Source organism: Xanthomonas hortorum pv. pelargonii (assembly GCF_024499015.1).
Classification (GTDB): Bacteria; Pseudomonadota; Gammaproteobacteria; order Xanthomonadales; family Xanthomonadaceae; genus Xanthomonas; species Xanthomonas hortorum_B.
Map to the genome: position 1 here is coordinate 4132645 of NZ_CP098604.1, position 20250 is coordinate 4152894.

At 63.8% G+C, this 20250-nt stretch carries 10 protein-coding genes and 2 pseudogenes; 4 read left to right on the forward strand and 8 right to left on the reverse strand.

The window, feature by feature from the left end; translation table 11 throughout:
- Positions 1-148: 148 nt before the first annotated feature.
- Positions 149-1144: an alpha/beta fold hydrolase gene (locus tag NDY25_RS17735; RefSeq protein ID WP_168959341.1), complete on the reverse strand. Its 996-nt coding sequence runs from the start codon at positions 1142-1144 to the stop codon at positions 149-151.
- A 270-nt stretch (positions 1145-1414) separates the two neighbouring features.
- Positions 1415-2797 carry an L-serine ammonia-lyase gene (locus tag NDY25_RS17740; RefSeq protein WP_251755119.1) on the reverse strand — a complete coding sequence of 461 codons (1383 nt, stop codon included), beginning with the start codon at positions 2795-2797 and terminating at the stop codon, positions 1415-1417.
- 87 nt (positions 2798-2884) lie between these two features.
- Here NDY25_RS17740 and NDY25_RS17745 point away from each other — a divergent pair, with 87 nt between their 5' ends.
- Positions 2885-3118 (forward strand): glutaredoxin family protein, encoded by a 234-nt coding sequence (locus NDY25_RS17745; protein ID WP_168959338.1) that lies wholly within the window; start codon positions 2885-2887, stop codon positions 3116-3118.
- Positions 3119-3627: 509 nt separating this feature from the next.
- Here the strand turns inward: NDY25_RS17745 and NDY25_RS17750 are convergent.
- The 4 genes from NDY25_RS17750 to NDY25_RS17765 form a co-directional block, all read right to left on the reverse strand.
- Positions 3628-4266 (reverse strand): cold shock domain-containing protein, encoded by a 639-nt coding sequence (locus NDY25_RS17750; protein WP_306308868.1) that lies wholly within the window; start codon positions 4264-4266, stop codon positions 3628-3630.
- A 78-nt stretch (positions 4267-4344) separates the two neighbouring features.
- Positions 4345-4914 (reverse strand): YceI family protein, encoded by a 570-nt coding sequence (locus NDY25_RS17755; RefSeq protein WP_168959337.1) that lies wholly within the window; start codon positions 4912-4914, stop codon positions 4345-4347.
- Positions 4915-4924: 10 nt separating this feature from the next.
- The gene (locus tag NDY25_RS17760; RefSeq protein ID WP_115040636.1) at positions 4925-5488 is read right to left on the reverse strand and encodes a cytochrome b; all 564 of its coding nucleotides are present in this window, start codon (positions 5486-5488) and stop codon (positions 4925-4927) included.
- Between the two features lie 2 nt (positions 5489-5490).
- Positions 5491-6147, reverse strand: a complete 657-nt coding sequence (locus NDY25_RS17765; RefSeq protein ID WP_168959336.1) for a YceI family protein — start codon at positions 6145-6147, stop codon at positions 5491-5493.
- Between the two features lie 95 nt (positions 6148-6242).
- On the opposite strand from NDY25_RS17765, the gene NDY25_RS17770 reads away from it, so the two are divergent.
- From NDY25_RS17770 to NDY25_RS17780, 3 genes and pseudogenes are all read left to right on the forward strand, one after another.
- Complete coding sequence (locus NDY25_RS17770; protein ID WP_168959335.1) at positions 6243-9812, forward strand: hybrid sensor histidine kinase/response regulator; 3570 nt, start codon at positions 6243-6245, stop codon at positions 9810-9812.
- A gap of 85 nt (positions 9813-9897) precedes the next feature.
- A pseudogene (locus tag NDY25_RS17775) lies at positions 9898-13451 on the forward strand (sensor histidine kinase).
- 125 nt (positions 13452-13576) lie between these two features.
- Positions 13577-17115 (forward strand): annotated as a pseudogene (locus NDY25_RS17780) (hybrid sensor histidine kinase/response regulator).
- A gap of 75 nt (positions 17116-17190) precedes the next feature.
- On the opposite strand, the gene mdtD reads toward NDY25_RS17780, so the two are convergent.
- A complete protein-coding gene (gene mdtD, locus NDY25_RS17785) occupies positions 17191-18612 on the reverse strand; it encodes a multidrug transporter subunit MdtD (RefSeq protein WP_168959333.1) in 1422 nt (473 codons plus the stop codon).
- A 564-nt stretch (positions 18613-19176) separates the two neighbouring features.
- Positions 19177-20241, reverse strand: a complete 1065-nt coding sequence (gene hemE, locus NDY25_RS17790; RefSeq protein WP_256627608.1) for a uroporphyrinogen decarboxylase — start codon at positions 20239-20241, stop codon at positions 19177-19179.
- Positions 20242-20250 lie beyond the last annotated feature (9 nt).

The following is a 20250-nucleotide window of genomic DNA, read 5'->3' on the forward strand; positions in this document are numbered from 1 at the left end:
TTGATCAGGTTGCAGCAGGCCAACTGCCTGGCAATCGTGTGTTGAGAGATGCTGCATCAGATACGCATCCAGCCGCAGCTCGCATGTCAGCGAGCCGCGGCGTTCAGATCAGCGTAGGTCAGGCGACACCGTGCCGCCGGCCCGCCGCTTACTGCGCAATCGCCTTCAATAACGCAGCATTGAAGCGCTTCGGGTCCTGCACCTGAGGGGAATGTCCGAGGTCGGCGAACTCGATCAGCTTCGCATTTGGAATCGCCTCGGCCGCACGTTTCCCCAGCTTGGTGTAATCGCCGACGCGTGCCTTGACCTCGGGCGGCGCGGTGTCCTTGCCGATCGCGGTGCGGTCCTTGAGGCCGATGAACAGCGTGGTCGGCACCGCGAGCTTGGGCAGTTCGTAGACCACCGGTTGGTTGAAGACCATGTCGTAGGTCAGTGCCTGGTTCCAGGCGACGGCCTGCTTGCCGTTGCCCAGCGACATGCCGGCCTGCATGCGCGCCCAGCGCTCGAACTCGGGCTTCCATTGGCCGGCGTAATAGACCTCCATCTGATACTTCTTGATCCGCTCGAAACTGATCTTCAGTTCGTTGTCGTACCAGGCATCGACGCTGCGCCACGGAATGCCTTCGGCCTTCCAGTCTTCCAGGCCGATCGGGTCGATCAGGGCCAGATGCTCGGTGGCCTGCGGATACATCAGCGCATAGCGGATGGCGAGCATGCCGCCCATCGAATGACCGACCACCACGGCACGTTCGATACCCAATTTTTTCAGTAGCGCCTGCGTGTTGTCTGCCAGTTGCGCGAAGGAAAATTGATAGGCCGCCGGCTTGCTGGATTTGCAAAACCCCACCTGGTCCGGCGCGATGACGCGGTAGCCGGACTTGCTCAACGCGGCGATGGTCTGCTCCCAGGTGGCGGCGCAGAAGTTCTTGCCATGCAGCAGCACGGCGGTGCGTCCGTTGGGCTTGCCGGTGGGTGCGACATCCAGGTACGCCATTTCCAGCGGCTGCTGTTGCGAAGTGAACGCGAAGGTCTTGACCGGATACGGGTAGTCGAAGCCTTCCAGGCGCGGGCCATAGCTGGTTTCCTGCGCCATCAATGGGCCGCAGGCCAGGGCCAGGGCGAGAGTGCGGACAAGCTGTCGCATCGCGATCTCCGTCGGAATTCAGCCTTAGACGGTACACGCGTGCATGTTGTGATCGCGTTCAACACGGCAACCCGCGTGCGGGAACGCCTGCTGTGTCGGATCAGTTCGCTGCGTCTGATGTCTGGTGCGATGCGCCAGGCGCGCGGGGTGGCCGCAAATCTCTTATTGCAGACGATGAGGCATGGCAGCTAATGCCTCATCGTACTCAGGCGCGCCTTCCCGATCGCGCGCAGTTGCCTGCCAATGCAGCCGAGCAGGACCCGCCACCGCTCAGCATTCGATGACGTTCACTGCCAGGCCGCCGCGGCTGGTTTCCTTGTACTTGTCCTGCATGTCGCGGCCGGTGTCGCGCATGGTCTTGATGACCTTGTCCAGCGAGACCTTGTGCTTGCCGTCGCCGCGCATGGCCATGCGGCTGGCATTGATCGCCTTCACCGCGCCCATCGCATTACGTTCGATGCACGGGATCTGCACCAGGCCGCCGATCGGGTCGCAGGTCAGGCCGAGGTTGTGTTCCATGCCGATTTCCGCAGCGTTTTCGATCTGTCCCGGGTTGCCGCCGAGCGCGGCAACCAGGCCGCCAGCGGCCATAGAACACGCCACGCCCACTTCGCCCTGGCAACCGACTTCGGCGCCGGAAATGGAGGCGTTTTCCTTGTAAAGAATGCCGATGGCCGCAGCGGTGAGCAGGAAGTCGAAGATGCGCTGCTCGGATGCGCCGGGGCAGAAGCGATCGAAGTAATGCAGCACCGAGGGAATGATGCCGGCCGCACCGTTGGTGGGTGCGGTAACGACGCGGCCGCCAGCAGCGTTTTCTTCGTTGACCGCGAGCGCGTACAGATTGACCCAGTCCAGCGTGGTCAACGGATCGCGCATCGCCGCTTCCGGTTTGGACGACAGTTCGCGATACAGCGCCGGTGCGCGACGCGAGACGTTCAGGCCACCCGGTAGCGTGCCTTCCTGGCGAATGCCGCGTTCCACGCACGACTGCATCGCCGCCCACAGTTCGCGCAGGCCGGCGTGAATTTCGTCTTCGCTGCGCCAGCTCTTTTCGTTTTCGAACATCAGTGCTGCGATGCTCAGACCGCTGCGTGCGCATTGCGCGAGCAGTTCGTCGCCACTGAGGAACGGGTAGGGCAGCGGCGTCTCGTCGGCCACGATGCGGTCGTCGGCGGCATCGTCCTGGTTGACCACAAAGCCGCCACCGACCGAGTAGTAATCGCGGGTGGCGATCACGGCGTCATTGGCGTCGTAGGCGGTGAAACGCATGCCATTGGTGTGGTATGGGAGCTTCTGCCGTTTGTTCATCGGCAGGTCGCGTTTTTCATCGAAGGCAATGGTGTGCTGGCCCATCAAATTGATGCGCTTGCTGGCGCGGATGCGCTCCAGCGTGGCGGGGATGATGTCAGGGTCGATCAGGTTGGGGCGGTTGCCTTCCAGGCCGAGCAGCACGGCCTTGTCGGTGCCATGGCCGCGACCGGTCAACGCCAGCGAGCCGAAGACCTCGGCGCGGATGCGCACCACCTCCTGCAGGCGTCCGGCGTCGAGCAGCCAGCGATGCACGAAGCGTTCGGCGGCGCGCATCGGCCCCACGGTGTGGGAGGAACTCGGACCGATGCCAATCTCGAACAGGTCGAACGTGCTGACAGCCATGCTTGCCGGAGAGGTGAGCGTAAAGGCGGCTATTCTAGTCTTTCGGCGATTGCGGCACGGCTGCAGCGCAGCATTGAGAGCTTTGCGATGGCTTTGATCCTGTACCAACGCGACGATTGCCACCTGTGCGACCAGGCCGTGGCGGTGCTGGCGCAGACGCGCGCGGGCGAATTCAGCAGCGTGTTTATCGATGGCGATGCGGCGCTTGAGTCTGCTTACGGCGAGCGCGTACCGGTACTGCGCGATGCGGTTGGGCGCGAGTTGGGGTGGCCGTTCGATAGCAGGCGTTTGCGGGAGTGGTTGAATGCCGGCACGCGCTGATGCGGCGCCGTGCCCGCCCGATACGCGCCAGATTGTGGATTTGGAACGGCTGAAAACGACTTCACGTTGGTCTGGTGCGAAGCGGATGATCTGGGCATTCGCTGCAGTGCGGCCGATCTGCGGGTTTGCTGCAGGGCCCTTGCCCGCCCACCGTCGCGGGACACGCCGCGAGTACGTCCGTGTAGGCTCTTACGCGGCATCCATGCCGCGTAAGGTCCCGCGACGGTGGGCGGGCAAGGACCAGTCGACTTGATCGGTGTGCATGCTTTTGAACAAAGCAACCTATGAACTGTCTGGTGCGGTGTCCTCGCCGATTGCGGGACCGTGTGGCGGCATGGACGCCGCCACCGAGCCTACATGGACGTACTTGCGGCGTGTCCCGCGAGCGGTGAGGGCACCGCGCCCTCGACCGACTCAGCGTTTGACCTGGGCATTTGACTGCATCCAACAAGATCCGGCTAACGAACTCATTTTGTCGGATACCCCTTCAAAATGTCAGCTGCATTGATTCAACGGCACCATTGCTGCTCGCAGGGCACGCCATCGTGGTCGCCGTCCATTTCGGTATTTGGGCAATGCTGCAACACGTAAGTGGCATCGTCGCAGGAGGTCATCTGCGAGCAGTGCATGCGTCCGCCACAGCTGTATTGCGCGGTGGGCGCAGACGCAGGAGTGGTTGCTACGGGCCGCGTTGGCGACGACATTTGTTCTAGTGCCGATGCCGGGGTGAATACATCGATCAAGTAATCGCGCTGCTGATAGGCGAACGCCCCGCCACCGAGCACCAGCATCATGAGCAAGACCTTTCCAAGCCCGATCTGTCTTTTTGCCGGCGCCATGCGTGCCGTGTTGCGTCGCACAGGCGCGTCATGCTTGGGCGCACGCGCTCCGGCGCGCATCACGCGCACCGCTTGCTGTCGCCCATCCTTGCTTGGTTCGATCTCGAAGGAAATCAGCTCGCCGATACGCGGCGCATCTGCGCTTCTGGGAAACGCGGAAATATGCACGAACACCTCATCGCCCGGCTGAGCAGGGGTAATGAAGCCGAAGCCGCGATCGGGATTCCAGCGTGTCAACGTTCCGTGTGTGCGCATCGTCGGCGTCCTTTGGATGAGTGCCGAGTCTAACTGTCGCGCGGTGTCATCCAATCGCCAGACACAAAAAAACGGCGGACCCGACGAGGTAGTCCGCCGTTTAGTGGCCGCGTCCGGTTGCGGCCGGTGGCGTTACTTCGCCTTGAACACGACCTTGGTGCTGATCGCGGTTTCGTTGGGGATGGTCTTGGTGTCGGCCCAGTCGCCGCCGCCCACGCCGAAGTCCAGGCGCTTCACCACCGCCTTGCCGGCCAGCACCGGCTGTGCGCCGGGTGTCCAGGTGAAGGTCAGCGTGACCGGCTTGCTGATGCCGCGCAATTCCAGCGTGCCTTCGGCGGCGTACTGGTTGCCGCCGAGTGCGCGGAACTTGTCGGCACGGTAGCGCGCGGTGGCGAACTTGGCCACGTTGAAGAAGTCCGGCCCCTGCAGGGTCGAATCACGATCGCCATTGCCGCTGACGGCACCTGCCAGCGGGATGCGCACGTCGAGCTTGGCACCGGCGAGATTGGCCGGATCGAAACTCAGCGTGGTGTCGAAACCGGGGAACTTGCCGGTGAAGACTTCGTCGTCGTACTTGCTGGCAAACACCAGCGACGAACCGGGCGCCTGGACGTAGTCGGCAGCGAGGACCGGGGCGGCAGCGAACGTGGCCACCAGTGAGGCGGCGACCAGCAGGGGAGAGGCGAACAACCTGGACGACATGGGGAATCCTTTAGGTTTTGGAAGAGAGCCAACCGCGCGGCAACATCCGCACCAAGGTGGCGTCACGCTGGAACAGGTGGTGGTAGAGCGCGGCGCCGGCATGCGCCAGCACCACCGCAATCAACAACCAGAAGCCCCACTCGTGGATGAAATGCGCAATGGCACGCAGTTGTTCGTCCGGCGGGCTGAGCTTGGGGACGGCAAACAAGCCGAACCAACGGAACGGGCGCAGGCCGCTGGTGGAGTCGTACAGCCAGCCCGACAGCGGCATGGCGAAGATCATGGCGTACAGCAGCCAATGGGTAAGCCCGGCGATGCGTTCCTGCCAGCGCGGCGTGCCGCTTACCGGCGGCGGTGCGCCTGCATAGATGCGCCAGCCCAGCCGCACGATCACCAGTGCCAGCACGGTCAGACCCACCGACTTGTGCGCGGTGTAGACCCAGAAATATTTCGGGGTCTTGGGCAGGTCGCCCATGATCAGGCCAACCACGCCCAACGCCAGAATCAGCAGTGCGATCAGCCAATGCAGGGTCTGGCTGACACCGCCCCAACGTTCGATGTTCTTCAGGCTCATGCTCAGGATTCCGGGCTGGTGGCAGCGTCAGGGGCGGCGGGTGTGTTCTGCGGTTGCGGTGCGTCGTCTTCGGCACGGCCTTCGCGCACGGCTTCGGCTTCGATGCGCAGTTCCACCGAGTCGCCGATCATCGACTTCCACGCGTCGATTCCGAACTCGGCACGGCTCAGCGTGGCGGTGGCCGAGAAACCGGCAGTGCGCCGGAACGGCGGCAGCGGATGACGTTTGAGCGCGTTGAGGGTGACATCGAGGGTGACCGGGCGGGTGACTCCATGCAGGGTCAGATTTCCAGTGACCTTGGCGTGGTTTTCGCCGCTTGCGACCACCTGCGTGGAGACGAAATGCGCGTCGGGAAACCGCTCGGCGTCGAGCAGGTTGCGCGCCAGCGTGGCCTCGTTCCACTTGGCATCGCCCAGGTCGGCACGGTGCAGCGGCACGCTGACATCCAGCCGTGCGGAGGCCCAGTCGTCCGGGTCGAAGACCAGCGTGCCGCTACTTCCGGAAACGGTGCCCAACGCCTTGGAAAACCCGGCATGTTCGACTGCGAACAGCACCCGCGTGTGCACCGGATCCAGCGCGTAACGCACCGGCGCGGCGGTTGCGGCAAGGCTGGTCGTGACCAGGGCGGGAAGCAGCAACAGGCGGGCGAGGATTGTCATGGGCGGATTCTAGGCATTCCCGCTGCGCTCCGCTTGGCTTGCGCTCGCAACGATCCGTTGCGAGCATGCGGGCTGGACGTGGAAAGGATGCCCACATGCGTGCGCTCATCGTTGTGCTTGTCTTGCTGCTTGGCGCTTTGCCATGTGCGGCGAAGATTCCCGAGATCCCCCGTTTCCGCATTGTAGGGCCCAGCGATGGACTTCCATCGACCATGGTGGTTGCGATCCACCAGGATCGTGCCGGTTATCTGTGGCTTGGCACCCTGGATGGCCTGGTGCGTTACGACGGCGCGGGATTCAGGACCTGGAGACACGATCCGAACGACCCTGCGTCGTTGCCCTGCAATGCGGTCCAGGCGCTGCATATCGATGCGCTGGACAGGATATGGATCGGCTGCGGCAAGACGCTGAGCGTCATGGATGCCGGACGACGCCACTTTCGCCACTATCGCACTGCGGACTATCCTTTGCTGAAGGACGGCGAGATCTACAGCATCGCTGCGTTCGACGGCGATATCTGGGCCGGGACCACGTCCGGCGCGCTGGTCCGCATCGATGCTGGTGGGACGATGTCGTCGGTGGATCTGGGTGCGGTCGATGGCGATCTTGACCAGGCCATGGTCATGAATCTTGCGGCGGACAACCGGCAGCGGCTGTGGATCGCAACCAGTAATGGACTGGCTTATTACGACGGGAAACATCTACGTCGCGAATATGTCCCGGACGAGCCGAACCGGCAGTCGGCCATTTTCGGTCTGCAATGGACCGGCGACCGTCTGTGGCTGGGCAGCGAGTCTGGATTGCATGTCATGGGGTCCAACGATCAATGGCAGCCGCTTCCCTGGGGAACGATGTTCGGTAGCGGCAACGAGTTCTGGGGCGCAGTGGCTGCTCAGGACGGCGAGTTCTGGCTAGGGAGCGGACGCGGTCTATGGCGGACGCGTGGCGAGCGTCCACCGGTCCCTGCCTTCAGCGGCGAGGGTCCGTTGTCGCGCCGTAATGTGGTCGGTCTGCTGGGAGCGGCCGATGGGGGGCTTTGGGTTCCGATGCATGGCACTGGCCTGGGGTATTTGCCTGCGGATTGGAAGCGCAGTGCCGTGCTCAAGCCCGCCGCGCCGACCGGCGATGCCATTTATTGCAATCTGGCACCCGCCACACGGTCTGGTGGTTTGTGGCAGGTGGATACAGACGGTCGCTTGTTGCGCGTTGATCCGAGCACGGGCGACACGTTTCAGACAGGATTGCAGTCGCCGCATCTCAAGGGCATGGAGCTGGTGTCGGCGCTGGAGGATCGTCTGCAGCGTGTCTGGCTGGGCAATTTGAGCTTTGGTCTCTCGCGGATGGATCTGCGCACTGGTGAGTTCATCCACTGGCCGTCCGATGGTCCCGAACCGGCATCCGCGCTGTCGGCGCCGGACTGGATCATCGAGCAGGGCGACACGGTGTGGATGGCATTCCTCGACATGGTGCAGCAGCGCGATTTACGTAGCGGCCGCGTCTTGCAGCGCATCACTCAGCAAGACCTGCATGGCCTCAGCGACATCGCCGTACAGCAGCTTGAACAAGGCCCCGACGGGCGTGTCTGGGCTGCGGGCGAGGGCGGCATGTTTGCCTGGGACGACATCTCTCGCCGCTTTGTGCCGGTTGCAGGTCTCGAAGGAACCCCGATCCAGGCGTTTGCCAGCCAATCGCCGGAGACGGTGTGGGTATACCGGGCCACCGGTGCGGAACAATGGAAAAAAACCGCAACAGGCTGGACGCGTGTGCGCCACGTGGGCGAAGCCGACGGGCTGGCCGGATTCGACGCCTCTGCAATGCAGATCGACCCGCATGGCAGGGTCTGGATTTCCAGCTTGCGTGGGCTCTGGCGGATCGATCCCTCGGTGACGCCGGCACGGTTGCGCAATATCGGCACGCGCGATGGGTTGACCAGTCAGGAATTCGTCCAGCATTGCCTGCTGATGGCGGGCGACACGTTGATCGGGGCGACCAGCGATGGCTCCACCGTGTTGCTGGATACCGCAATGCCCGATATCGCACCGTTCGTGCCCGCATTGCAGTTGGAACATCTCAGCGTGTTGCGTAATGGTGCACGCATCGCGTTGACGATGGATCGCCCGTTTCAGCTGGGTCCCGGGGACCGGCAGTTGCAGATCGTCAGTCGTCTGCTGTCGTATAGCGATCCGCTTTCCAATCGTTATCGCAGTTTCTTGAAAGGCTTCGATACGGAGTGGCAGACCTCGGGCAACGCGGGGATCCGCGAATTTGCCAGTTTGCCTGCCGGCAACTACGAGCTCGCGCTGCAGGGTGTAGACCCCTTGGGTAATCGCTCGCCAGTGCGCACCCTGCGATTTACGGTCAATCCACCCTGGTGGCGCAGCGACGTCGGTATCGCGCTGATCTGCCTGCTTGGATTGCTGCTGAGCGCATTGCTTGCCGCCGCCTACCGCCGGCGTGTGCGCATGCGTGCGCAATGGCAACTTGCGCAGCACAAACGCGAGCTTGCCGAGCAGGCGTCGCAGGCCAAGACGCGGTTTCTTGCGACATTGGGGCACGAGGTGCGTACGCCGATGACCGGTGTGCTGGGGATGAGCGAGTTGCTGCTGCAGACACCGTTGGATGGACGTCAGCAGGGCTACGCCAGCGCAATCCAGTCGGCGGGCAAGCATCTGCTGCGGCTGGTCAACGATGCGTTGGATCTGGCGCGGATCGAGGCCGGCAAGCTGCCATTGGATTACCGCGATTTCGATTTGCGCCAGCTGATCAGGCAAGTGGCCGAGCTGGTGCGCCCGACTGCCGAGCAGAAGCAGTTGGTCTTCGAGTGCGAGCTGGAGGATGCGTTGCCGCCGGCACTGCACGGCGATGCCAGCCGGGTGCAGCAGATCCTGCTCAATCTGTTGTTCAACGCGGTCAAGTTCACTGAGCGCGGCAGTGTGAGTTTGCGTGTCTCAGCGCTGCCGCAAGGCCACAAGCAAGGTATCCGGATGGAAGTGCGCGATACCGGCCCCGGCATGAGTGCAGAACAGCGCGGGCGCTTGTTCCAGCGCTTCGAGCAGGCCGAAGGCGCGCTCACGCTTGCGCGGCATGGCGGCAGCGGCCTGGGGCTGGCGATCTGCCGCGAATTGGCAGCGGCCATGGGCGGTGAAGTGACGGTCAGTAGCGAACTGGGGCAGGGCGCGTGTTTCGTGGTCGAGCTGCCGTTGCGCTGGGTGGCTGCGTTACCCGCAGTGATGACGAATGTGGCACGCACAACGCCGCTTCACGATCAGGCGCCGCTGCAGCTGCTGCTGGTCGAAGACGACCCCACCGTGGCGCAAGTGATTGTCGGCCTGCTGCAGACGCGCGGGCATCAGGTCACGCATGTGTTGCATGGTCTTGCGGCACTGGCCGAGGTGAGTACGCGCAGCTTCGATGCCGGCCTGTGCGACCTGGATTTGCCCGGCATCGACGGCGCGGCACTGGTGGCGCAGTTGCGCGCGCGCGGCGTGCGTTTTCCGATCGTTGCGGTGACCGCACGCGCCGACGCCGATGCAGAACCGCAGGCAATGGCGGCAGGGTGCAATGGATTCTTGCGCAAGCCGGTCACCGGCGACTTGCTCGCGCAGGTACTGGCGCGCGCGCTTGCTGACGCCAGCGACGCACAGGAAGACCCGGTTGCCGACTAGGGGCGGCCGCAGCGAAGCAGGTACAGTGCAGTCCCGCCAGGGAGCGCGCGCAAGCGTGCAGGTGGCGATGGGGACAAGGATGAAGATGAAGAAGGTGCTGCTGTCGTTGCTTGCGCTCTTGTTGCTGCTGATCGGTGTGGATGCGTTGGCGGTGAACCAGATCGAGACCCCGCGCATGCGCCGGTTCGGGCCGGTCGAAGGCCTGCCTTCGCGCATGGTGCTGGCCTTGGCGCAGGACCGGCAGGGTTATATCTGGGCGGCCACCAGCGACGGTCTGGCGCGCTATGACGGCATCGGCTTGCAGGTGTGGCGGCATGATCCGGCCGATCCGCGACCGATTCCCGGCAACCAGGTGGAGACGCTGCTTGTCGATGATCGCGACCGGGTCTGGATCGGCGCCAATGGCTCGCCGGTGGGTATGCTGGACGCAGGGCGCAAGGATTTCGCGCAGTTTCCGGAGATCACCGAAACCTGCGTAGGGCAGGTGTGGTCGTTGGCGCAGGCGCAAGGGGCGATCTGGATCGGCACCAGCGATGGCGGCTTATGCCGCCGCGAAGAAAACGGCCGGGTCACCGCGTTCCGCGCAACGCCCGACGCGCCGGACGGTCTGCCCAGCGATACCATTCTGAGCATGGTGACCGACGCGCGCGGCCGGCTCTGGATTGCCACGGCCAGTGGTCTGGTGATGCGCGACGGCGAGCGCTTCGTGCGCATTGCGCCGACGCAATTGAGCACGGCCGTACTCAAGCTGAGCAAGGATCCCGACGGTACGCTGTGGGTGGGCAGCAGCAAGGGTTTGTACCGCGTGACAACGGCAGGTGTGCTGGAGCCGGCGCCCTGGGCCGGGTCGGCCGCCGTGCGTGCCGGCACTGTGGTGCACGATGTCCATGGCGGTTACTGGGTCGGCGCAGCCGATGGTTTTTTCGAGTAGCACCCGGCGAAACTGCGCTGCGAGTGATGGAAGGCGATCGTGGTAGTGGGTTTCTTACCGCGCACAGCGGTGTGCTCGATGTCATGCAGGACCGCCAGGGCGGCCTGTGGCTAGGGATGATCTCGCAAGGCATGGCGTACCTGCCGCCGGATTGGCAGCGCTTCTCGACATTCTTCGAAACACTGGGAAAACCTCTGGAAAGCCTGTATCTGGTGAACGTTGCCGCAGATGGTGAGCGTTTTCTGGTGACCACGGGCGAGGGGGTGTATCGGGTCAGCGAAGACGGTGCAGTAGTGCTGGTGGTGCATAGCGATGCGCTGGGTGGCGGTTCGGTGCAATCGGTGCTGCCGGCAGGCGATGGCAGTCTGTGGATCGCAATGCGCGAGGGCATCACGCGCTATACCCCTGCCACGGGTGCGCGCCGCGACTTTCCTGTGGATGTCGGCACGCCCGATATCCACCGCGTGGAGCTGATGGCAGCCGGTATCGATGGCGAGTTCTGGCTATCGATCGTGCAGGGCGGCGTGCAGCGACGTGCGGCGGATGGACATGTACTGGCGACATTCCGTTTCGGCACCGATCTGGGCATGGACGACGACATGGTGCAGCAGCTGTTGGTGCGGCCGGATGGGAGTGCATGGGCGGCGACCGGCTATGGACTGTGGGTCTGGCAGGGCGAAGGCTTTCGCAAGGTGATCGGCGATGGACATGAGGTCTACGCACTGGCCTTTGTATCGCCACACGAGTTCTGGGCGGGGCGCTCTGGTGCGTTGGAGCGCTATAGCTGGGATGGATCGCAGGCGCGGCTGCTGGAGCGCATCGGGCGCGCGCAGGGGATTCCGGCAACCGATATCCGTGGCTTGGCATTGGGCGGTACCGACACGGTGTGGGCCACTACCTCACGTGGCCTGCTCGCCTATCGGCGCGGGCAGCCGCGGATCCACATGTTCGGCCAACGCGATGGCCTGCCGGATAGCGAATTCTCGATGCGTCCACCGGTCACCGGCCCCACTGGACAAGTGTTGGCGCTGACCACCAGCGGCATCGTGCTGTTCGACCCATCGCGGCCGTTTTCCGCTGCGCCATCGGCACGGCTGGTGATCGAATCGGTGCAGGTGCGCCGTAACGATGCCGAGCGCTCGCAACCGGTCTCTCACAAGGTGCCGATGGTGCTGCAGGCGCGCGATCGCGATCTGCGTATCAGTGCGCGATTGCTGTCGTTCGTCGATCCGGCCTCTGCGCATTATCGTTACCGCATCGACGGCTACGACGAACGTTGGGTGGAGCAGGGCGCCGGCGGCGAACGTGTGATTTCGCGCTTGCCGCCCGGCGACTACCGCATCGAAGTGCAGGCGCGTGCCGGCGAGGGCGACTGGGTTGCTGCACCGACGTTGCAGCTGGAAGTGCGCCCGCCGTGGTGGCTGAGCACACCGGCGCAGCTGGTGGCCGCGTTGCTGTGCGTGTTGCTGTCATGCCTGGGTGTGTGGGCCTGGCGGCGCCGGGTGCGACGCCAGCAGGAATGGGTGCTGGCACAACAACGCCAACAGCTTGCCGAGCAGGCCTCGGTCGCCAAATCGAACTTTCTTGCCAACCTGGGACATGAAGTACGCACGCCGATGACCGGTGTGCTCGGCATGAGCGAATTGCTGCTGGCCACGCCACTGGATGCCAAGCAGCGCAGTCACGTCGACGCGATCCGCAAGGCCGGCGCGCATCTGCTGCGGTTGGTCAACGATGCGCTGGATCTGGCACGTATCGAAGCCGGCAAACTGGAGCTGGTGCAGCAGCCGTTCGACCCGGCGCAACTGACCCAGGAACTGGCCGATTTCATGCATCCGATCAGCGAAGCGCGCGGATTGCGCTTTCACTACCGCAATCAACTGCCTGCGCAGTTGGTGGTGCTGGGCGACGCGACGCGGGTACGCCAGATCCTGATCAATCTGCTCGGCAACGCGATCAAGTTTTCCGAACGCGGCGAGGTCTCTCTCACGATCAGTCAGCATGGCGAGGTGCTGCGTTTCAAGGTGCGCGATTCCGGGCCGGGCATCGGCCCGGAGCAGCAGAAGCGCTTGTTTCAGCGATTCGAACAAGCCGATGGCGCGCGCACCAGCGCTCGCTACGGCGGCAGCGGGCTGGGGCTGGCGATCTGCCAGGAACTCACCGTGGCGATGAAGGGCACGATTCGCGTGCGCAGCAGGCTTGGCGTCGGCACCCAGTTCAGCGTGGACCTGCCGTTGCCGATCGATCGCTCCGGCGTGCGCATCGCTTCTGGCGAGCTGCGCGCGGTTGCCGGTGAGTCGTTGCGCATTTTGCTGGTGGAAGACGACCCGACCGTGGCCGAGGTGATCTCCGGCCTGCTGATGGGCCGTGGCCATCGGGTGGTGCATGCCGCGCACGGGTTGGCGGCGCTGTCGGAGGCGGTCGATGGCGGTTTCGACATCGCGCTGCTGGATCTGGATCTCCCCGGCCTGGATGGATTTGCGCTGGCATCGCAACTGCGTCGGCTTGGGCATGGGTTCCCACTGCTCGCGGTCACCGCGCGTGCCGACGGCGATGCGGAGCGCCAGGCGCAGGCCGCAGATTTCGATGGATTCCTGCGCAAACCGGTCACCGCCGATATGTTGGTCGGAGCGATTGCGGCTGCGCGCAAGGGGCGCGCAGTTCGGGCAATGCCGGCGGCCGAATCCCAGTGGAGTGAGAATGGATGAGCGGCACGATGAGTGCCCGGGCTTGCCCGCACCGCGCTTGGCCCGCACTATGCGGCGACTTGTCGTGAAACGTGTCCAGTGCGCCTTTTTCTGTGTTTTTCTATTGGTTGATCGCGGCAGTGTCGCTGTGTCTGTGCGTGGCAGTGCGACCTGCACTGGCAAATACACGTGCGCTGCTTACGCCGGTACCCAGCCAGGTCACGGTCGCCGACGGGCTGCCGTCGGACACCATCAGTGAACTTGCCGAAGACAAGCAGGGCTATCTCTGGCTCGCCAGCGATGACGGACTAGCTAGATTTGGTGGGCGCAACTATCGCATCTGGCGGATGGAAGACGGGCTGACCAGCAACGCGATCTGGACCATTTGCGTCGATGGCGACAATCGGGTGTGGATGGGTTTCGAGAATGGCGGTGCCGGCTTTCTGGACGCCAAAACACGCGCGTTCACACGCCTGCAGAATGCGCAGTTCCCGGAGTTGGCCGAAATTACGGTGTGGGCGCTGGCACAGACTCCGAACGGCGACATCTGGTTTGGCACCGCTGCCCACGGACTGTACCGGCGACGTCCCGACGGCAGCATGCAGCGATTTTCCAACGTGCCCGGCGACTCCGCCAGTCTGCCGTCCGACAGCGTGAACGGGTTCGAGGTCGCGCCCGACGGGACCTTGTGGATTGGCACCCCTGGAGGGCTGGCTCGCTGGGATGGTGCGCATTTCGAGCGAGTGCCGCTTCCCGGAACCACGCAAGCCGTCAATCGGTTGTACATGGAGCGCAGTGGCGACACGCTTTGGATCTCGGATATCGCAGGTGACGCGTTTAGCATAAACGCCACCGGCCAGGTCAGCCTTCAGCCATGGAAAAGCGCGGCCAGCAAGCAGCGTGTCCTGGGTATCCTGCTGCATGATCGTGGCGGGCGTTACTGGCTGGACACTAACGGCGGCATCGCACTGTCTTCTGCAGGAACCGACTTCAGCAGCGTGCCGATCTACAGCTTGTCGGCGCATGGTCTGGTCAGGCGAAACTGGATCACAGCTTACGAAGATCGGGAGGGCGGGCTGTGGTTTGCGGCGCTTGAAGGCGGTCTGTGGCACCTGCCTCCGCATTGGGACACCTTTGCGGTGCTGGCGCACTACAGCGATGATCCAAAGTCGCTGGCCAATCCCTCCGTGCTGTCGACAGCGCCTTCGTCTTCGGGCGGTGCCTGGTTAGCTGGTAGCCGGGGCGTGCTGGAATATCTCGATCCGACCACCGGCCAACTGCAGAAGCATCTGGCGAAAATCGACGGAGTTCGTCCGCCAGACTCCATGCTCGAAAGCAGGCGCGGGTTCGTCTGGATCGGTGTACAAGGATCGTTGGTCCGCTACGACCCGCGGACGCGACAAGTCAAACGCTGGCAACTGCGGGAAGATGTGGAACCCGATCCCGACGGTGCTGCGGACCGACCGAGTTGGATGGCAGAGGACGCGCAGGGCCGACTGTGGGTGACTGTGCTGGAGCATGGTCTGCAAATCCGCAACGAAGATGGACAGTTGCTTCGGACCATCGTCAATGGCAGTCATGGACTGGGAGCATTGACCATTCTGGACATACGCCTTGGTCCCGACGGTCAGATATGGCTGAGCAATAACGCCGGTCTAAGGCGCTGGGACCCCACTGCCGACCGATTTATCCCCGTCGACGGTGCGCCGTCCGTGCCGACCTATCTTTTCCGGCTTGGCGAGGGCGGCGTGGTCTGGACCGGGTTGGCGGGCGAGATACGCCGATATCTGTGGGATGGAAAGCAGCTCAAGCACCTGGATACCGTCGGAAAAGATCAGGAGTTTCCGATGGTGGCGCCCAATGGAATGGTGGTCGATGCCAGGGGAGTGGCCTGGGTGTCCAGTCAGCGCGGCCTGATCCGGATCGATCCTGGCAGCAGATTGGTGCGTGTGTATGGGGTGCACGATGGGCTCCCCAATCAGCAATTGTTAATCAACACACTGGTGCAGGCGGGCAGCGGGCAGATCGTTGGCGCGGCGCCTGATGGCGTCGTGGTGTTCGATCCGGCCACGATGCGACCCAGCACACGCAGACCGCCATTGATTATCGAGCGAGTGGGCTTGCGGCGCGGGGAGCGTGGGCTGGATATCACCGGACAGGAGCCGCTCACAATGCAGGACGCCGATCGCGATCTTCACATCGTTGCGCGCCTGCTCAGCCTGGCTGATTCCGAGTCCAATAGTTACCGCTTCCGCCTCAGCGGCTACGACCCGGACTGGATCGACGTCGGGCCCAGTGGCGAGCGGCAGTTTTCGCGTTTGTCGCCGGGTCACTACACGCTGGAAATTCAAGGGCGCACCGCCGAGGGCATCTGGTCGGCGAGCCAGACACTACGCTTTCAGGTGCTACCGCCATGGTGGTTGGCGCCATGGGGACTGGTCTTTTGGGTCTGCTCGCGCTATGCGTCATCGCCGCGGCAGTGTTGTTGTATCGCCGTCGCCTGCGTCGTTTGAATGCCTGGCAATTGGCGGTGCACAAGCAGGAAATTGCCGAGCAGGCCTCGCTCGCCAAGACACGTTTCCTGGCCACGCTCGGCCACGAAGTACGCACACCGATGACTGGTGTGCTGGGCATGAGCGAGTTGCTGCTCAAGACCTCGTTGGACAACAAACAGCGCAGCTATACCGAATCGATCCGGCGTGCCGGTGCGCATCTGCTGCGGTTGGTCAACGATGCGCTGGATCTGGCGCGGATCGAATCCGGGCGTCTTGAGCTGGATCTGGAGCCCTTTTCGGTGCGCCAATTGGTGGCCGAAGTGGAAGGCCTGATGGCGCCACTGGCGCAGGAGCGCGGACTGCGTTTCAGCATGGAAGTGGGCCTGCTCGGCGACATCACCGCCAGCGGCGATGTCACCCGTATCCGGCAGATTCTGCTCAATCTGCTCAGCAACGCGATCAAGTTTACCGAGCGCGGCGTTGTCGGGCTCAAGCTGACCACGCTTGGCTCGTATCAAGGTCTGCGTTTCGAGGTGGCCGATACCGGGCCGGGCATCAATGCCGAGCAAAAAGCGCGTCTGTTCCAGCGTTTCGAACAAGGCGACGGTGCCAGGACCACCTCGCGCTACGGTGGCAGCGGCCTGGGGCTGGCGATCTGCCAGGAACTGGCAATGGCGATGGGGGGACATATCGAAGTGATCAGTCGCCTCGGCGCCGGCACGCGCTTTGTCGTCGATCTACCGCTGCGTTGGGTCGCCTCCAACGCCACGCTCGGCGGCGAGGTAGCGCGTGCCGGTGGAGCGGTCGCCCCGCAGCGCATCCTGCTGGTGGAAGACGACCCGACCATCGCCGAGGTCATCGTTGGCCTGCTGCGTTCGCAAGGCCACTCGGTGGTGCACGCACCGCACGGGCTGGCCGCGCTGACCGAGGCGGCCGACAACACCTTCGACCTGGCGTTGCTCGATCTGGATCTGCCGGGCCTGGATGGCTTTGCGCTGGCGCGGCAGCTGCGCGTGTTCGGCTACGACATGCCGCTGATTGCAGTAACCGCGCGTTCTGATGAAGCAGCCGAGCCTACTGCGGAGCAAGCCGGATTCGACAGCTTCCTGCGCAAGCCACTCACCGGCGACATGCTCGCCGACACCATCGCCGAGGCGTTGCGAAGCAAGCGCCCGCGCGAGGAGATTTAAGAACTATTGCCGCGCTTGAAATCCCGGGTGGTGATTCGCTCACGTACTGCACCAGGTACTGCCGCACACGCATGGCTACTCGGCAACTTCTTCCACATGTTTGGGGTGCGGCCGCGTCTCGGCCAGCTGCCAGAAGATCAATGTCGACGACAAGGTGATGCCGCCGACGCACAGGAAGGTGGCATGCAGCGCTGCGGTAGCGCCGTGGCTGTCGCCCAGATGCGTGTTGAAGGCTGCCAGCAGACTGCCCGCCGCCGCCGCGCCGAAGCCGGTGGCCAACATCATCACCATCGACAGCAAACTGTTGCCAGGGCTTGCCTGTTCGCGGTCCAGGTCGCGCAGGGTGACGGTATTCATGACGGTAAATTGCAGCGAGTTGACCGCGCCAAAGCATGCCAGCTGCAGCAAGCGCAGCCAGAGCGGTTGACCAACATCGATCAAGGCGAAGCTGGCCATCGCCAGGCCCACCAATACGGTGTTGAGCATCAGGATGCGGCGGTAACCGAAGCGGCCGACCAACTTGACGGCGGCGCGTTTGGCGGCCATGCCGGCCAGCGCCACCGGCACCATCATCAGCCCGGCATGCATCGGGCTCATGCCCAGGCCCACCTGCAATAACAGCGGAATCAGGAACGGCATCGAGCCGCTGCCCACGCGCGCAAACAGATTGCCCAAAATACCGATGCGAAAGCTGGCCACCTTGAACAAGGCCAGCGGAAACAACGCCGCTGGCGCGCTGGCCGCATGCAGCCAGTAACCGGCCAACGCGGCCAGCCCGCCGATCGCCAGCAGCATCACGAAGGCGTGGCGCAGGCCGAGTTCGGAGATGCCGTCCAAGGCCAACGACAGCGCCACCATGCCGAATGCCAGCATCAGATAGCCGATGAGATCGAAGCGTTTGCGCGCATCGCCATAGTGATCCGGCATGATCTTGAGTGCGGAGATAAATCCGATCACGCCGATCGGCAGATTGATCAAGAACACCCAGTGCCAGGAGGCGACTTCGACCAGGTAGCCACCCAAAGTCGGGCCGATCAGCGGACCGATCAGTGCCGGAATTGCGATGAAACTCATCGCACGCAGGAAGTCGGCGCGCGCCACCGTCTTGAGCACCGCCAAGCGACCCACGGGCAACAACATCGCGCCGCCGATGCCTTGCACCACGCGCGCTGCCACCAGCTGCGGCAACTGCTGCGCGGCGGCGCACAACAACGAGCCCAGCGTGAACACGATGATCGCGGCAAGGAAGGTGCGCCGCGTGCCGAAGCGATCCGCAATCCAGCCCGATGCGGGGATGAACATCGCCACCGCCAACGCATAGCTGAAAACCACCGACTGCATCTGCAGCGGGCTTTCATGCAGGCTCGCCGCCATCGACGGCAACGCGGTGTTGACGATGGTCGCATCCAGCATCTGCATGAAGATCGCCAGCGACACCAGCCACAGCAACGGCTTGATGCTGTCGTAGTCACGTAAGACGGGAACGGGCTGAGACATGGTGATCGCTGTCGAAGGGACAACGCATTATCCCCGCGCTGATGTGCACGAACTCAGAAAAACGTACGCGTTTGATTAGCCACCGAGCGCGCGTGCACGCGTGCCAGGTTTTACTTTGGAATCCGCAGGCGTGATGCCGGTTGAATGCATCGCTTTTCGATCAGCGGCCGCGAATATTGAAGACGCGGTGCCGTATCCGGGGGCGGGACCATGTGGCGGCATGGATGCCGCCACTGAGCCTCCACGGACGGATTCACGGCGTGTCCCGACACCGGATACGGCACCGCGCTCCGATCGACCGCGCACATGAAATCTGCCGGTTGTGTGCGAAATGCTCGGTCACTGAGGGCGCTTGCACGCGTACCGGCGTGGGACACGCCGCAAGTACATCCCTGTAGGCTCTTATGCGGCATCCCATGCCGCATAAGGTCCCACGCCGGTACGCATGCAAGCACCACCGGTTGTTGCCGGTGGCTGTAGGAAAGAAAGCGGCGTCTGGTTGACTGATCGGTTTCTGAGCGAGCCCTCGACAGCGCTACTCGCGCGCTGTCGATCGCACCTGGATCAGCGCTTGCTCAGCGTCTGCACCGCTTCCACCAGCACGCCGACATGATCCGGATTCATGTCCGGCGACATGCCGTGGCCGAGGTTGAAGACGTGGCCTTCGCGCGAGCCGCCGTTGCCTTGGGCGTAGCCGTCCAGGGTCTTGCCGACCTCGGCGCGGATCGCCTCGGGCGAGCCGTACAGGGTGGCCGGGTCCAGGTTGCCTTGCAAAGCGACGCGGCCGCCGGCGCGCTGGGCGGCGTCGGCCAGCGAGATGGTCCAGTCCACGCCCACGGCTTCGGCGCCGCTGGCGGCCAGTTCGCTCACGTAGGCGCCGTTGCCCTTGCCGAACAACACCAGCGGGGTGCGCTCGGCGCCGTCGCCACGCTCCAGCTCACGTGCGATACGGGTGAGATAGGGCAGCGAGAACTCGCGGTACATCGCCGGCGACAACACGCCGCCCCAGGTGTCGAACACCTGCAGCGCCTGCGCACCGGCTGCGCGTTGTGCCGACAGGTAGGCGATCACTGCATCGGTGACGGTGCTGAGCAGGTGATGCAGCACCTCTGGCGCGTTGAAGGCCATTGCCTTGATGCGCGCGTATTCCCTGCTGCCGCCGCCTTCGATCATGTAGCAGGCCAGCGTCCACGGGCTGCCGGAGAAACCGATCAGCGGCACCGCACCATCCAGCTCGCGGCGGATCAGGCGCACCGCATCCATCACGTAACGCAGCTCGGTTTCCATGTCTGGCACGCCCAGCCGATGGATCGCGGCCGCATCGCGCACCGGATGGCGGAACTTGGGGCCCTCGCCTTCGACGAAGTACAGCTCCAGGCCCATCGCGTCGGGGATGGTCAGGATGTCGGAGAACAGGATCGCCGCGTCCAGCGGAAAGCGCTGCAGCGGTTGCAGCGTCACTTCGCAAGCGATGTCGGGGTTTTTGGCCATGCCTAAAAAGCTGCCGGCGCGCGCGCGCGTGGCGCGGTATTCCGGCAGATACCGGCCGGCCTGGCGCATCAGCCACACGGGCGTGCGGTCGACGGGCTGGCGGTTCAGTGCACGCAACAGGCGATCGTTCTTGAGCATGGGTGTTCC

Bases quoted from the DNA above. Each gene is read 5' to 3' on its own strand.
- NDY25_RS17735 (WP_168959341.1), bottom strand. From the start codon at position 1,144: ATGCGACAGCTTGTCCGCACTCTCGCCCTGGCCCTGGCCTGCGGCCCA.
- NDY25_RS17740 (WP_251755119.1), bottom strand. From the start codon at position 2,797: ATGGCTGTCAGCACGTTCGACCTGTTCGAGATTGGCATCGGTCCGAGT.
- NDY25_RS17745 (WP_168959338.1), top strand. From the start codon at position 2,885: ATGGCTTTGATCCTGTACCAACGCGACGATTGCCACCTGTGCGACCAG.
- NDY25_RS17755 (WP_168959337.1), bottom strand. From the start codon at position 4,914: ATGTCGTCCAGGTTGTTCGCCTCTCCCCTGCTGGTCGCCGCCTCACTG.
- NDY25_RS17760 (WP_115040636.1), bottom strand. From the start codon at position 5,488: ATGAGCCTGAAGAACATCGAACGTTGGGGCGGTGTCAGCCAGACCCTG.
- NDY25_RS17765 (WP_168959336.1), bottom strand. From the start codon at position 6,147: ATGACAATCCTCGCCCGCCTGTTGCTGCTTCCCGCCCTGGTCACGACC.
- NDY25_RS17770 (WP_168959335.1), top strand. From the start codon at position 6,243: ATGCGTGCGCTCATCGTTGTGCTTGTCTTGCTGCTTGGCGCTTTGCCA.
- mdtD (WP_168959333.1), bottom strand. From the start codon at position 18,612: ATGTCTCAGCCCGTTCCCGTCTTACGTGACTACGACAGCATCAAGCCG.
- hemE (WP_256627608.1), bottom strand. From the start codon at position 20,241: ATGCTCAAGAACGATCGCCTGTTGCGTGCACTGAACCGCCAGCCCGTC.